Origin of the sequence: Candidatus Accumulibacter contiguus, assembly GCF_012940005.1 — a bacterium.
GTDB classification, from domain to species: domain Bacteria; phylum Pseudomonadota; class Gammaproteobacteria; order Burkholderiales; family Rhodocyclaceae; genus Accumulibacter; species Accumulibacter contiguus.
Genome location: NZ_SPMX01000009.1, coordinates 1 through 14695 on the forward strand (window position 1 = coordinate 1; position 14695 = coordinate 14695).

At 63.1% G+C, this 14695-nt stretch carries 11 protein-coding genes and 1 pseudogene; 2 read left to right on the plus strand and 10 right to left on the minus strand.

Features of this window, described 5'->3' with window-relative positions; translation table 11 throughout:
* Positions 1-36: 36 nt before the first annotated feature.
* Entirely contained in the window at positions 37-237 is a 201-nt protein-coding gene (locus tag E4Q08_RS04125) for a hypothetical protein (RefSeq protein WP_169069445.1), read from the minus strand.
* A 359-nt stretch (positions 238-596) separates the two neighbouring features.
* Here E4Q08_RS04125 and E4Q08_RS04130 point away from each other — a divergent pair, with 359 nt between their 5' ends.
* Both E4Q08_RS04130 and E4Q08_RS04135 read left to right on the plus strand, forming a co-directional pair.
* Positions 597-821, plus strand: a complete 225-nt coding sequence (locus E4Q08_RS04130; RefSeq protein ID WP_169069446.1) for a hypothetical protein — start codon at positions 597-599, stop codon at positions 819-821.
* A 170-nt stretch (positions 822-991) separates the two neighbouring features.
* The gene (locus E4Q08_RS04135; protein ID WP_256435952.1) at positions 992-1453 is read left to right on the plus strand and encodes an EAL domain-containing protein; all 462 of its coding nucleotides are present in this window, start codon (positions 992-994) and stop codon (positions 1451-1453) included.
* Positions 1454-1609: 156 nt separating this feature from the next.
* On the opposite strand, the gene E4Q08_RS04140 is transcribed toward E4Q08_RS04135, so the two are convergent.
* The 9 genes and pseudogenes from E4Q08_RS04140 to E4Q08_RS04180 all read right to left on the minus strand — a co-directional run bounded on the left by E4Q08_RS04140 (position 1610) and on the right by E4Q08_RS04180 (position 14662).
* Positions 1610-2335 carry an EAL domain-containing protein gene (locus E4Q08_RS04140; protein WP_169069448.1) on the minus strand — a complete coding sequence of 242 codons (726 nt, stop codon included), beginning with the start codon at positions 2333-2335 and terminating at the stop codon, positions 1610-1612.
* A 116-nt stretch (positions 2336-2451) separates the two neighbouring features.
* The gene (locus tag E4Q08_RS04145; RefSeq protein ID WP_169069449.1) at positions 2452-2733 is read right to left on the minus strand and encodes a hypothetical protein; all 282 of its coding nucleotides are present in this window, start codon (positions 2731-2733) and stop codon (positions 2452-2454) included.
* 49 nt (positions 2734-2782) lie between these two features.
* Positions 2783-3616 carry an enoyl-ACP reductase FabI gene (gene fabI / locus E4Q08_RS04150; RefSeq protein WP_169069450.1) on the minus strand — a complete coding sequence of 278 codons (834 nt, stop codon included), beginning with the start codon at positions 3614-3616 and terminating at the stop codon, positions 2783-2785.
* A gap of 41 nt (positions 3617-3657) precedes the next feature.
* On the minus strand, positions 3658-4836 hold the full coding sequence (locus E4Q08_RS04155) for an acetate/propionate family kinase (protein ID WP_169069451.1): 1179 nt from the start codon (positions 4834-4836) through the stop codon (positions 3658-3660).
* A gap of 5 nt (positions 4837-4841) precedes the next feature.
* A complete protein-coding gene (locus E4Q08_RS04160) occupies positions 4842-6248 on the minus strand; it encodes a bifunctional enoyl-CoA hydratase/phosphate acetyltransferase (protein WP_169069508.1) in 1407 nt (468 codons plus the stop codon).
* Between the two features lie 171 nt (positions 6249-6419).
* Positions 6420-8336, minus strand: a complete 1917-nt coding sequence (locus E4Q08_RS04165) for a PHA/PHB synthase family protein (RefSeq protein ID WP_256435953.1) — start codon at positions 8334-8336, stop codon at positions 6420-6422.
* A gap of 532 nt (positions 8337-8868) precedes the next feature.
* Positions 8869-10329 carry a patatin-like phospholipase family protein gene (locus E4Q08_RS04170; RefSeq protein WP_169069452.1) on the minus strand — a complete coding sequence of 487 codons (1461 nt, stop codon included), beginning with the start codon at positions 10327-10329 and terminating at the stop codon, positions 8869-8871.
* A gap of 151 nt (positions 10330-10480) precedes the next feature.
* Complete coding sequence (locus tag E4Q08_RS04175; RefSeq protein ID WP_169069453.1) at positions 10481-13582, minus strand: efflux RND transporter permease subunit; 3102 nt, start codon at positions 13580-13582, stop codon at positions 10481-10483.
* Positions 13579-14662, minus strand: a pseudogene (locus E4Q08_RS04180) (efflux RND transporter periplasmic adaptor subunit). The gene E4Q08_RS04175 and the pseudogene E4Q08_RS04180 overlap by 4 nt, the downstream one beginning before the upstream one ends.
* Positions 14663-14695: the final 33 nt, after the last annotated feature.

A 14695-nucleotide genomic window follows, 5' to 3' on the forward strand; every position in this document is an offset into this window, starting at 1 on the left:
ACCGCACCATCTGCCTCCCCGGCCGCTTCCGAATCCTCATCCCCACGAGTTTGTGCTGTGCCACGGAGGGTCACTGCGGGGTGGCCGAGAACTGGTCTGGGAGTTCGCCTTGAGCCGCTCCCGCGCCTCTTTCAAATCCCACAGCAACTTCACCAGCAAGCCATCTTTCTGCTTCGCCGGTAACGCCATCAGCTTCTGCTCATCCCACTGCTGAAGATCAAAGTCGCTCAGGTACACTCACTTGCCTCACGAACACGATTACCCGCTCACTGGTGAGATACCATAGCCAAACCATCCCTCGCTTGCAACCACTGCAGCATAGTTGGTATATGTCGTAGGGGGCTAAACGGTTACCCCTGATCTGTCAGAATAGGCCGTGCCCCAGCATTTGGAAACGATGTTTTATGTCTTTACTTATCACTCCGGCCCGATAAATAAATGATAAAGAAATTGTTTGTCGGGATGGCCGGTTGTCCTACAGTTTTTCATCCGATCTCCATCAATTACCCCGGAGGTAGCTGTCATGTGTATCTCGCTCCACGCCGACATTTCCCGCACCAGATCCTCTTGCCACATTATTTCCTGGAGTAAGACCGATGCCACTGACCGATCTCGTTCGTTATCTGAATAACCAGTACACCAAGCAGCTGCCTGCTGGACGTTTCGCTTCCAGGTTTCGAGTCTCGGGCGATGGAAGTGCGTTCGTCCATGTCGCCAATCTGGCCCTCGAATCAATTTTTCTTCCCATCACCGCCACCGCTTCCCAGGGCATTTTTTGGACATGCGGCGGCCTTGCGCGTGTATGGCCTGAGTACGGGTAACCCGGTCAGCCCGGATGCTGTCTTCGTTCTTCCAGCGGATGACCAGGAATTCGTCTACGTCGATCGTCTGGTGCGAACTCTGCACACCCTCAACTACCTCACCCACCCGCTTCGCAGCACGCTTCTCCTCAAGGTGAACCGGCGCCACGTGATGAGCGTGCCGACCGACCATGGCCTCGCGTTCGAAGGGATTCTCCGCGCTTGCGGGCTTCCCCCCCCAACAGATCATGCTCGAACTCGATGCCGACGGATTGAAAAACGTGGATCACTTCACGCGGGCTGTCGTCAGTTACCGGCAACGCGGCTACGGCATCACCCTCAGCGGTTTTGGACGAAGTTCCATTGATCTTTCCCTGGTGCGCGCGCTGCAACCTGACATCGTCAAGTTCGATCGCCTGCTTCTCGCATCGGCCCAACCTCTCGAAGATCTCATCGATCAGATTCACGAGCTGGGCGTCAAAGTGGCGATCGAGGTTCCGAATGACATTCAGTGGCAGTCGTTTATCGGGCAAACACGTGCAGATTTGATACAACCGCTGCTCCAGCCCATCGAACAGCGAGTGTCCGTTTCCGTTCGCCGCCAGCTTGGCACGAAAGTCGATCTCGTAGGGAAGGAATTCCGCTCTCTCTGAACGAACCTGTGGTCTTGTGGTTGTAGCGCAATGGAAAGTGCCCATCGAGCGATTCCGGCGTGCAAGCCGGAATGCGCCCTGTAAGGGAGGGAATCGGTCATGGCTTTCCTGATCGGGGGTTCCTGCAACAGCCGGACCCTTAGTCATTCACCACGCTCACGCCGCGTCCGGGAATGGCGTCCGGATGTCCGACAGGAACTGTCGCAGCCGCGGATGCTCGGGCCGGCCGAAGAATTCGCTCGGCGTTGCGCGTGCGAGGACCTTGCCCTCGTCCATGGCCAGGCCGACGCGATCGAGCAGCGTCAGCGCCTCGTCCCGCACTAGCCGCTCGGCTGTCACGTCCTTGGTCAGCAGCACGACCTGCGAGCGGTCGAGCTTCAGGACATCGATGGTGAGGCCGAGCATTTGCGCAATGCCGCTGTGCCCGGTGCCGACATCATCTACCGCGAGTCGGATCCCGACCTGCCGCGCGAGTTCGAGCGCGGCGCGCCCTTGCGCACTGAGCGCCTGCCGCTCCGTTATCTCGCAAACAAGACGGCCGAGATAGGGTTCCAGGGCAAATTCAGCGAGCATGACACGCATCGCCGGCTCGCCGAGCGCCGTTCTCGCGCCGAGTATCGCCGGCGGTACGTTCACGCCGACGTAAAAAGCGGGGTAGCGTTCGCACAGTGGCACCGCGTCGCGACTGATCATGCCTAGCAACCGCCGCATCAGGCGATCGAGCACCACTGGATCGCTTTCGATCTGCTCGATGACCGGGTCGATCGAACCCGCATTGCCGTCGCCGTCGACGGTCCGCAACAACGCTTCGAAACCCGCAATAGCGCCGGTATCGAGATCGATAATCGGCTGGTAGTGCACCGTCGCGCGCTCCAGCACCATCAGGAGATCCTGGTTCATTAGTCCAGCTCTGCAATCACCCACTCGCGCTGCTGCGGTGATGTATGGTGGGCAATAGGGGTCTGAGGCGCCCTACACGGCGGAGCGCGTGGCCAGGTTCACTCTCGAGTTCGGTATGCCAGCCTTGCGAGATACAGCGTCGCATGCACGATGTCATCCTCTTCACTTTCGGTCATAAACAGACCGCCGTGGCGCAATACGTTCAGCATGGGCGTGTTCTCAGCGAGCACATCTGCCTCGAACTGTACTTTCTTGTGAAAGAGGAACCGCAGGTAGATCGATCGGGGATCCAACCCTCGAAACGCCTTCACCAAGCGTTCCCTGTCGTCCGGGCGGGTCGCGCGAATCGTTACACCCGTTGTGTTACGGAGCTTGATCACTTCTCGCGACCGTTGAGAAGCACGGCGTTGCTGCGTGGCCCTTCTTCCCTCAGCCGACGATATGGTAACCGCCGTCGACATGAATGGTGTCGCCGGTAATGAGCTTCGCGAAATCCGAAGCGAGAAATGCCGTCGCCATGCCTACATCCTCGATTGTGACCAGCATGCGGCTGGGGGCGCGTTGCGCGGCAGTCTCCATCAACTCGTCGAAGCGATCGATTCCCGTTGCGGCGCGGGTCTGGATCGGGCCGGGTGATATCGGATGGACGCGAATTCCTTTCGGTCCCAGTTCGTCCGCCAGGTACCGTGCCGATGCCTCGAGCGCGGCCTTGACGGGCCCCATCACGTTGTAATGCTCGACCACCTTCTCCGCGCCGTAATAGCTCATGGTGAATAGTGCTCCACCGTCCTTCATCAGTGGCTCCGCCAGCTTAGCCATGCGGATGAACGAGTGGCAGGAGACATCCATCGCGGTCAGGAAACCGTCGCGCGAGCAATCGGTAACGCGGCCATGCAGATCCTCGCGCGGCGCGAAGGCGATGGAATGCAGGGCAATGTCGAGTTTCCCCCAGGTCTTGCCGATGGCCTCGAACACAGCCTCCAGTTGCCCCTCTACGCGCACGTCGCAGGGTAGATACAGGGCCGGACCGACACCGAGGTGATCGGCCAGCGGCTGTGTGTACTTCTGGGTCTTGTCGTTGAGATAGGTCATCGCGATATCCGCGCCGAAGGCACGGAAGGCGAGCGCGCAGCCATAGGCGATGGACTGATCGTTGGCGATGCCGACGATCAAGGCCTTCTTGCCTTCAAGGGGGCCCGCAGAACCTTTGACATCCTCCTTGAGGTCTTCAAAAAACTGTTCAGTGGCAGTCAGTTGTGTCATCACTCATTCTCCTCAAAAATATTAACTCATGGAACCCAAGCCTATCCACGCGTCGCGAGCGTACGCTGCGTGTGGATGGCGATCATTCGCTCCTCATCGGTGGGGATGACCCAAGCCGACACGGAACTGTCCGCAGTGCTGATTCTCGGGCCACCTCTTGCATTCGCCTCCTCGTCCAGCCGTACCCCGAGCCACCGTGCACGCTGGCAGACCAGCTTGCGGATCTCCGGCGATTTCTCGCCGATGCCTGCAGTGAATACGATGGCATCCAATCCCTCGAGCACCGCGGCGAGCGCTCCAAGTTGCTTGGCGATGTGATAGGTGAAGAGCTCGATCGCCTCCCTGGCCCGGGGATCGTCATTGGTCAGAAGATCGCGCATGTCATTGCTGATGCCCGACACACCGAGCAAACCGGACTCGGTGTAGAGAAGCTTCTCGATCGCCTTGGCGTCCATACCCTGGGTTTGCATCAAATACAGCAGCACGCCGGGATCTATCGCTCCTGGGCGCGTTCCCATGGGAAGACCATCGAGCCCGCTGAATCCGAGCGTGCTCTCGATGCTCCGGCTATCGCGCAGCGCACACATGCTGGCGCCGCTCCCGAGATGGGCGACCACGACACGTGAGCCGGCAGGCACATACTCCGGCAGCCTCGTCGCGATGTATTCGTAGGACAAACCGTGGAAGCCATAGCGGCGGATGCCTTGCTCGAACATTCGGCGTGGCAGGGCGAACCACTGGGCCACGGGCAACAAGGTGTGGTGGAACGTGTTGTCGAAGCACGCGACCTGGGGCAGCGTCGGATGCTGCTCCGCCAGAGCGCGGATGGCGGCCAGGTTGTGCGGCAGATGCAGCGGAAAGAACGGAATCAGCCTGTCGAGCTCGGCCACGACCTGATCGGACAAGCGCGTCGGCGCCGTGTAGCTCGTGCCACCGAAGACCACCCGGTGGCCAGCCGCCGTCACCTTGATATTGGGCGCGTTCGCTTCGATCCACTGAATCACGTAATCCAGCGCCAGCGCATGACTGACCGGCCCCGACCACCTGTGCTCGGCAAGCCGTTCTCCGGCGGGACTGTCGCAGACGAAGCGAGCCACGGTGCGAAGCCCTTCGACCTGCCCCTTTCCCAGCAGCTCGAGTTCCGCTGACCCGGTCTGTGCATAGCCGGCAAACTTGATGCTGGAAGAGCCCGCATTAAAAACCAGGATGGCGTTTGTCATGGCATCTAGTCTCCGTCTTTCAGGCCAGCCATGCCCTTACGCCTCGCGTCGGCGAGCAGCGCTGCGACGGCGCACGAGGCCATGCGCGTTTGCACGCTATCGGCGCGGCTGGTCAGGATGATCGGTACGCGGGCACCTGCCACGATGCCGGCCGCTTCGGCATTGGCCATGAAGGTGAGTTGTTTGGCCAGCATGTTGCCGGCCTCGAGGTCCGGAACGACGAGGATGTCGGCCTTGCCGGCCACCGCTGAGACGATGCCTTTGGTGCGGGCGGCCCCCTCGTCCGCGGCGTTATCGAAGGCGAGCGGACCGTCTACGATCGCGCCCTTGATCTGGCCGCGATCGGCCATCTTGCACAGGGCTGCGGCATCGATCGTCGCCTGCATTGTCGGATTGACGGTCTCCACCGCCGCCAGGATGGCGACCTTCGGTTGCGCGATTCCCATGGCATGCGCAACATCGATGGCATTCCGGCAGATGTCGCGTTTCGCCATCAGATCCGGGGCGATGTTTATGGCGGCATCCGTGAGAATGAAGGGACGGGCGTAGGTCGGCACCGCCAGCAGGAAACAGTGACTGAGCCGTCGCTCCGTGCGAATCCCCGTGTCGCGCATGAGCACCTCGTGCAACAGCTCGTCGGTGTGCAGGCTTCCTTTCATCAACAGCTCAGCCTCTCCGGACCTGACCATGGCAACCGCCCTCTCCGCGGCCTGGTGACTGTGCTGCACGGGGACGAGGGTGTAGGCGGAGATGTCGAGACCCGCCTTCTCGGCGATCGAGTGGATCTTCGCGGGTGGCCCGATGAGAATCGGATTGATGAGGCCACGCTCGGCGGCCTGTATCGGCCCCACCAGGGCATCGTCACTGCACGGATGAACCACCGCCGTATTGACGGGCGCTATGCCCTCGCAGCGCCTCAGGAGTTCAAGGAAGCGATCCTCCCGGCGAACTTGAACAGAAGGCAACTCGCGGAGCGGTTCCCTGATCTTTAGCCTGGGCGCGACCACCTCGACGGTGCCCTGGACATAATCGGTACCTCGATCATCGACGCAGCGACACTGCAGTGTCACCGTGCCCTGCGCCGCGTCCTTCGAAGTCACCGTGGCCGTCGCGGTTACCGAGGTTCCGAATGCCAGCGGCCGTTCGCACAAGCTTAGATTCACCGAACGGATCACCGAGCCGACACCGGGTAGTTCGTTGCCGACAATCGTTCCGAACAAGCCCGCGACCCACATGCTGTTGCCGGTAGCTTCACTGCCCGGGCCTTGTCGGGTCGCCACGTCGAATGCCCGCATCAGGTTCCTGTCTCCGGTCACGGCCGCCCACGTTTCAAGGTTCTCTGCCTGCAGCGCCCAGGTCAGGCTCGCCGCGTCTCCGACGTTGATCTCATCGAAGGTTCTGTTCTCCAGCATTTCAGTCACGACCGTCACTCCTTCTCATCGCAGTTCATCATGGGCTACCGTGGTTCCGGCGCCGGGACGGCCGTACGCTATACGACGGAGCGTAGATTCGGCACGTCTCGGCGAGGGCTTCAGCGCGTCGGCCTTTTCCGATGCCGTTGCCCATCTCCCCAGGCAGTTCTGTCACTTCTGGTACACGTAGGTCCCGGGCGCGTCGCATAACGGCTCATAGCCCTTGTCCGGGGCGCCCATGAGCGGCGGCGTAACGCCGCCGCTCGAATGCTGCGTCAGCCACTGGTCCCAGGCTGGCCACCACGAGCCTTGCGTGACCGGCGTCTGCGCCTTCCAGGTCTCGGCATCGAGGCAGCGTTCGCCTTCCTTGCAGGTGGCCATCTGAAACTTGCGGCGCGGGCGGCCTGGCTCGTTGACGATGCCGACGTTATGGCCGCCGCTGGTGAGCACGAAGGTGAGTTCGGTCGCGTCGCTCTGCAGGTGCAGCTTGTACACCGAATGCCAGGGGGCGACATGGTCGGCCACTGCGGCGACGGCAAAAATCGGGCAGTGGATGTTGCTGATCGAGATGGCGCGCCCGCCGACCATGTACTTGCCCTCGAACAATTCGTTATCGACGTAGAGTCGGCGCAGAACCTCGGAGTGCTGGCGGTAGGGCATGCGTGTGCCGTCCGCGTTCCACGCCATTAGGTCGAACATCGGTTCACGATTTCCCAGGTAGTACTCGCGTACCATCTTCGACCAGATCAGGTCGGCAGACTTGAGCAACTGAAAACCGCCGGAGATCTGCTTGTGATCGAGATAGCCCTTCTGCCACATTATGTCCTCGAGCATGGTGACCTCGCCGGCGTCCATGAAGACATTGATTTCGCCGACCTCGGTGAAGTCGGTCATGGTGGTGAACAGGGTGACGCTGGCCAGACGGTCGTCACCGTCGCGCGCCATGACGGCCGCGGCGATGGTCAGCAGAATGCCGCCCAGGCAGTAACCGACGGCGTGGATCTTGCGGTCCGGCAGAATGTCGGAAATGGCATCGATCGCCGCCATGGTGCCAAGCTTGCGGTAATCCTCCAGGCCCAGATCGCGGTCCTCGGGCCCAGGGTTGAGCCACGAAATCATGAACACCGTATGGCCGCGATCGACGAGGTATTTGACCAGTGAGTTGTGCGGCGACAGGTCCAGGATGTAGTACTTCATCATCCACGCCGACTGCATCAGCACCGGTTCGTGCTGAACGCTCGCCGTGGTGGGCGTGTACTGGATCAGCTCCATCAGGCGGTTGCGGTAGACGACCTTGCCGGGAGTGACGGCGAGATTCTTGCCGACTTGGAATGTCTCGGTGCCGGCCGGCGGCTCGCCGCGGATACCTCGCCGCAAGTCCTCGGCGAAGTTCTGCGCGCCGCGCAGCAGGTTGGCGCCTCCCTCGGCGAGGGTGGTTTGCACGATTTCGGGATTGAAGAACGGAATGTTTGAGGGCGAGAACATGTCGAGCACTTGGCGCGTGATGAACGAGACCGCCTCTTCGTTGTGTTTGGAAACTCCGCGGACGCCGGTCGTGGCGTTGTGCCACCACTGCTGATCCAGAAGGAAGGCCTGATAGATGACGTTGTACGGAAAGCGCTGCCAGGCCTCATGCTCGAATCGATGGTCTTGCGCCAGTGGCTCGATGCAAGGCGCGGCGCCGGGGTCGGCCGCACACGTCGCGGCGTAGCGCCCCAGACGCAGCGCCTTCCGCACGGCTTTCTGGCCGAGCTCGAACTGCTTGCCGGGGGAACTGGCCAGATGCGCCATCCAGCCGAAAAGGTCCATCGCGACGGAGGTAGGCGAGATGCCACCGGTGGCGTGGGCGATAGCGGCGTTGGTCATGCGATCCGCGCTTTCCAGCCATTCGGACTCGTACAGGGCGCGGTCGCCGATGCGCCGACCGGGTCGGGCGCCGAGCGCGCCTGCCTGACGCGATGCGGCGGCTGGCTCAAGCGCCTCTTGGCTCGGTGAAGGCGCGCTCGGCCCATTTGATGCGCTTGGCGTAATCGCTCTTCGATCATCGGTCGGGGTGGTCAAGGATGTTGGATTTGAGGTTGCGTTCATGGTCGTTTCTCCATTCAAATGAACTCTTGTGATGCTGAGGGTAGCGTACTCACATCCAATCACCGAGTGGTCAGCGAAACGTCTGCGATACGTGGGAACTCGGTGGCGAATGCCCGTGCCGATGCCACAGACGAGACGCTCGGCACGCATGGCGTGCCGGCACCGCTGCCATCGCCGCGTCCGGGCCCCTGCCGGCGAGCCAAATCGGGACGCAATGCCGACACTCTGCTTATGACTTCGACCAGCGCGGCGTTTAGCATGCTTTCGATGGCGCCGAGGCACTACCCCCTGCGAACACGCAGTGAGCTTGCGCGCCCGAACGTATACAGCCCGGACGGCCGCCGCGAAACGGCCAGTTTTGCATGACTACGGAGTCCGGTGGTGCTCACCCTCGCAAGGGAACTGTGGGAGCAGCGTGTTCGCGATCTCGCTGTGGCCGATGTCACCGACTCCAACTCCCAAGTGAGCCAGAGCGCGTGACAACGATGCCTCGATGCATCAGTGGGGTGGCGGGTCGGAGGAACCAGTGCAGCTAGTCCACGGGCACCCGCGCGGGCGCGACCTCCATCTGCGCGGCGCCCGCCGATGTCGGCCCACTACCGACCATGCGCGCGATGTCCTGCTTCATCAGCTCCCGAATGGCGGGCGATTCGAGGATTGCCGTCCTCGCCGCGGCCCGAAGCCGATCAACGGCTTCGCTTCGCAGAACGAGCGAAGTGGGCAAACGGTGCAGATAATCGCGCTCCGCCGAGTCCTTCAGGACGGCGAATGACACGTCGATCACGTGGATGTTGATGTCCGGCGCCCGCAGGATGAAATCGAGCTTCGGATTTCCCTCCGCTATCGGCTTCATGTCCGTGCGCACCACCCGTAATACCTGCCACCCGGCCTGCATATCCTTCAACGTCTCGACGGTGTCATACGAGTAGCGATCGATCGGTGCGCCAGCGGTCTGAATGAGCAGCTCGACCATGCCGGGTGGGTTTTCGTGCAAGCTCCAGTCGTTGGGAGGAGTTGCCAGCGAGTTGACAACGAAAACGAAGACCTCGCGCAAGCGATCAAACGGCGTCGGCATGCCTAATGCGTGGAGCGAGGCGAACGTCGATAGGACATCCAGGACACCCCGAGAACCGATATTGTCGGAGATACCGCCGTCCACAAGATGAAGGTAGGGTCGCCTCGACTGGTCGCTGTAGGCTCGCAATTCATTCAAGTGTTTGATCGAGCGTACGGCGGGTCGCGGAGGATCGGGATTGTCGAGCAATAGCCTGGTCCACGCAGGGGGACGGTAATCGCAGGTCCCGCCGTGGTTATCGATGGTGATGGCCGACAGGACCACCGGAACGGCGGAGGAAGCCGCGGCCGCGCGGGCGAGGCGGAAACCTCCCAAGTCCGTGCACAACATATCGAATGTCGGTTTGTTGAAGTCGATGCGTGTGCCCTCAGACAGGTCAGTGGCGCTCACGACAATTTGCGGACCGTCACGCTTCAGGTCGGCGTAGGTCGCGCCGTTGAACAACACTTCGTCGTAGAGATCCGCGGCCAGCTCCGATCGGCCCCACCCCGTTGAAACAAGTGCGCCCCAGTTAAAAGGATTCAGCACGCGGGCGATCAGCTGGCCCTGCACGTCCCGCCTGAGAAACCGCCTCTCGTAATCGTCGAAGAGCTTGTCGCCGTAGAGCCCGTAGGCAAGCGCAGTGAAGCTTCCGCCCGATACGCCGGTAATCACCTCGACTTCGTCGAGAGCCCGGACCTTGCGGCCGCTCGGGGTGGTGATCTCGATGTCGCGCAGGGTCTCCAGCACGCCGTAGGAGAATGCAGCCGCACGCATGCCTCCGCCCGAAAAAGCAAGCAAGACGAAATGCCGGCGATCCTCCTGGTTCTCCGAAGGCCGCTGGAACGTGTACATCGTCGCAGGATCGAAGTGCTCGATCCGCGGATTGACCGGACGCGTGGCGCAGCCCGCGAGGCCGAAGGTAATCAGCAGCGCCACGAGTACGAAGGAAGGGCCCCGCAGGCGATCCTTGGCCGGTCGAAGGCTCGGCCGCGCTGCCCGGCGAGCAGCGCGCGCCGCAGGAATACCGAGTCGCGACCGAGGATCAGCCGCAGGCGATCCTCGGGCTCCACAATCGTTCATCGGTGCCTCATGCCGGGGTGGCGGCCGCCGACGGCATCGGAGGATTCGGAACAGAAGCCCGCTCGACCCTGAACCACGCCGCGTAAAGCGCCGGCACGAACAAGATCGTCAGGATCGTGGCGACGATGAGGCCACCCATCATCGCGATGGCCATCGGGCCCCAGAAGATGCTCGGCGTGAGGGGAATCATGGCCAGTGCGGTGGCCATGGCCGCGAGCGCGACCGGGCGGGTCCGATGCACGGCGGCTTCCAGCACGGCGTTCCAGGGATCGCGGCCCTCGGCCATCTCCGCTTGCACCTGGTCGACCAGGATCACGGAGTTGCGCATGATCATTCCGCTCAAGGCGGTGATGCCGAGGATCGCGACGAAGCCGAGCGGCGCCTGGAACAGCAGCAGCGCGGCGACCACCCCGATCAGTCCGAGTGGCGCCGTCAGCAACACCATGAACATGAGGGAGAAGCTCTGAAGCTGCAGCATCAGGATGGTGAGGATCGTGACCAGCATCACCGGGGCCACGGCCGCCAGCGCGCGGTTGGCCTTGTCGCTTTCCTCGACCGCACCGCCGACATCGATGCGATAGCCGAACGGCAGCTTCGCTTCGATGTCCTTCAGCAGCGGCCGGATCTCCTGAGTCACCGACACGCCCTGCTCGCCATCCTTGACGTCCGCGCGCACGGTGATCGCCATGTCGCGGTTGCGCCGCCACAGGACTGGCTCTTCGAGCTCGTAGCGCACGCGCGCGACTTGCGACAGCGGCACGACAGTCCCCTCACGGGTATAGAGATTGACGTCTTTCAGCGTGTCGACGTCGAGACGCTCGGACGGAACCGCACGGGCGACGATGTCGATCAAGTCTTCGTGCTCGCGCAGGTGCGACATCGTTGCGCCGTTCATTACGGTCTGGGTCACGAAGGCGACGTCGGCCGGCGCCAGGCCGAGCGCACGCGCCTTGTCCTGGTCGAGGTCGACTCTCAGCGCGCGCACCGGATCGTTCCAGTCGAGCTGCACATCGCGCACCTTGGGACTCGAAGCGACCGCCGCTTCGACCTCACGCGCGATCGAACGAACCTTCTGCGTATCCGGACCGACGACACGGAACTGGACCGGGAAGCCGACCGGCGGGCCGAGCTCAAGGCGCGTGACGCGGACCCAAACCTCAGGGAACGCCTCGTTGACGCTCGCCATCAGGCGCGAGCGCACCCGCTCTCGGGCTTCCGTGTCCTTGGTCATCACCACGAAGGCTGCGTAGCCCGGGTTCGGCAGCTCCGGGTCGAGCGAGAGATAGAAGCGCGGCTGACCGGCGCCCGTGTAGGCGCTGAAGAAGCGGACGTCTTCATCCTTGGCGAGGATCGACTCCATTTTCTTGACCTGCTCGGTCGTCGCGGCGAACGAAGCGCCTTCCTTCAGGCGCAGCTCGACGACCAGTTCCGGCCGCGAGCTGTTGGGGAAGAATTGCTGCGGCACGAAGCGTGCGCCGTAGACGGCGAGCGCGAGGGCGGCGACGGTCGCGCCGATGACCCACCAGCGCCGCTCGACGGCGACGTCGATCCACCTGCGTAGCTTGCGATAAGAGGGCGTGTCGTACGGGTCAGCGCCGTGGTGATGCGTGCCGAAGTCCTTGGGCAGCATGTTGACGGCGAGGTAGGGCGTGATAATCCCGGAAACGACCCACGAGAACAGCACCGCAATGCCGACGATCCAGAAGATGCCGCCCGCGTATTCGCCGGTGGTCGACTGGGAGAAGCCGACCGGCATGAAGGCCGCGGTGGTGACCAGCGCGCCGGTCAGCCGGGGCATAGCCGTCGCCTTGTAGGAGAAGGCGGCGGCCTTGAGGCGATCCCACCCTTCCTCCATCTTCACCACCATCATCTCGACGGCGATGATGCCGTCGTCGACCAGCAGGCCGAGCGCGATGATGAGCGAGCCGAGCGAGATGCGCTCCAGGTTCCAGCCCATCGCCAGCATCACCAGCGCGACCACGCCGACCACGCCGAGCACGATCGGCACCGCCAGGCCGACCACGATGCCGGTGCGCCAGCCGAGGCTGACCAGGCAGACCGCCAGCACGATGGCGAGCGCTTCCAGCAGCGCGCGTTCGAATTCCCAGATGGAATCGGTGACGACGGTCGGCTGATCGGCAATGCGCTCGAGCTCGATGCCGTAGGGCAGTTCGGTCTGCAGCTTGGCGACCGCGCCCGCGATCGCCTTGCCGAGGTCGACGATGTTGCCGTCGCCGGTCATCGTGATGCCGAGCATCAGGACCTGCTGCCCGTTGTGGCGCACCGTGTAGGTCGGCGGATCTTCGTAGCCGCGAGTGATCGTCGTGAAATCGCCGAGCTTGATCAGCCGGCCGCCGGCGGCGATCGGCACGTTGCGGATATCGTCCAGATTGGCGAACTGCCCGCTGACGCGAACGAGCACCCGGTCGCCGTTGGTGTCGATCGAGCCGCTCGAGAGCACGCTGTTCTGGCTCCTGAGGCTCTCCGCGATGGCCAGCGGCGTGATGCCGAGGGCGGCCAGCCGCTGGTGCGAGAACTCGACGTAGACCTTTTTCGCCTGCTTGCCGTAGATGTCGATCTTCTTCACCATCGGCACCTTCAGCAGGCGGCGTTTGATGTCCTCGGATACGTCGGAAAGCTCCGCTAAGCTGACGCCGTCGCCCTTGACGGCATACAGCAGCCCGGTCACGTCGCCGAATTCGTCGTTGAAGAACGGGCCGATGACGCCTTCGGGCAGCTCGAGCTTGATGTCGCTGAACTTCTTGCGCGCCTGGTACCACGCCTCCTGCTGTTCCGCGGGCGAGGTGCCGCCGACCACCGTGATCAGCATGGCGCCGTAGCCCTGGCGTGCGTAGGTCTTGACCTTCTCGAAGTGGTCGAGCTGCTCGAACTTCTTCTCCATCCGGTTGAGCAGCTCGTCCTGGACCTGCTGTGCCGTCGCGCCGGGCCAGATCACCATCGCCGTCATCGACGGCACCGAAAAGTTCGGGTCTTCGAGCTGGCCGAGCTTGGTGAAGGACAGCACGCCGCCGATGGCGATCACCAGGATCAAGAAGAGCACCACGGCGCGGTGGTGCAGAGCCCATTCGGTAAGGTTGAAGGATTTCATCGCACGGCCCGCTTGGCGTCAGCTTCGCCGCGCGTCGTGCCCAGCAGCGCGACCCGCAAGGCCGGCGCCATCTTTTGCACGCCGGCGGTGACAACGAGCTCACCGGCCGGCGGGCCCGACACGAGCGCCTCCTCGTTGCGATACCCGTGCACCGAGACGTTGATCAGATCGACGGTGGCGACCGGATCGGTACCCGCACGACGAACGACCCAGACCGCTGGCTGGCCTTTGTTCTGGGTGATCGCCGAGGCCGGGATTACGGCTACCGGCGCTTCGCCGACCTGCCGTTCGACGACGAGCGTGGCGGTTGCACCCAGCGGCAGCGGCCGCGGCGTGACCGGCTTCAGGCGGGCGCGAAAGGTTCGCGTTTGCGCCGCTGCCTGCGGCGACAGTTCGCGCAGCGCGACCTCGAACGTTTGCTCGGGCGCGCTTGCCAGCCACGCCTGGTAACGCGACGTCTTGAATACGGCGAGGTGATCCTCGGGCACGTCGGCCACGATCTCGGGTTCGCCTTCGTTGGCGATCGAGACGATCGGTTGCCCTTCGGCCACCACCTGTCCGACCTCGAAGCGCACGGCGGTGACGACACCGCTCTGCGACGCGCGCAGCACCGTGTACCTCAGCCGGTTGCGGGCCAGCTCGAGCTTCCTCGCCTCGGCCTCCGCCGCGGCGGAAGTCGTCGTCGCACCGGTCTGCGCCTTCTCGTCGTCGGACACGCTCACCGAACCGTCGCTCTTCAACGCGTCGAGCCGCCGCCGATCCGATTCCGCTTGCCGCGCCTGCGTCGTGACGGCGACGAGCTGCTGCCGCGCCGCACCCTCCGCCAGCCGGTAATCGGTGTCGTCGAGCACCGCCAGCACATCCCCCTCGCGCACTTTCTGGCCGACATCGACCTTGCGCTGCACGACCTTGCCGCCAACGCGAAATGCCTCGTTGACTTCGTGGCGCGACTGCACCGTGCCGACGTAGCGGTTCGTTTCCTGCGTCTTGTCGTAGCGGATCTCGGCGGTGCGCACGGCGCGCAGGGCTTCAGCGGGGGGGCTTCGATGTACACGCGGACAGGCCGGCGACGGCGATCACCGCGACGACGACTAATGCGGGGGTGGGAGACGG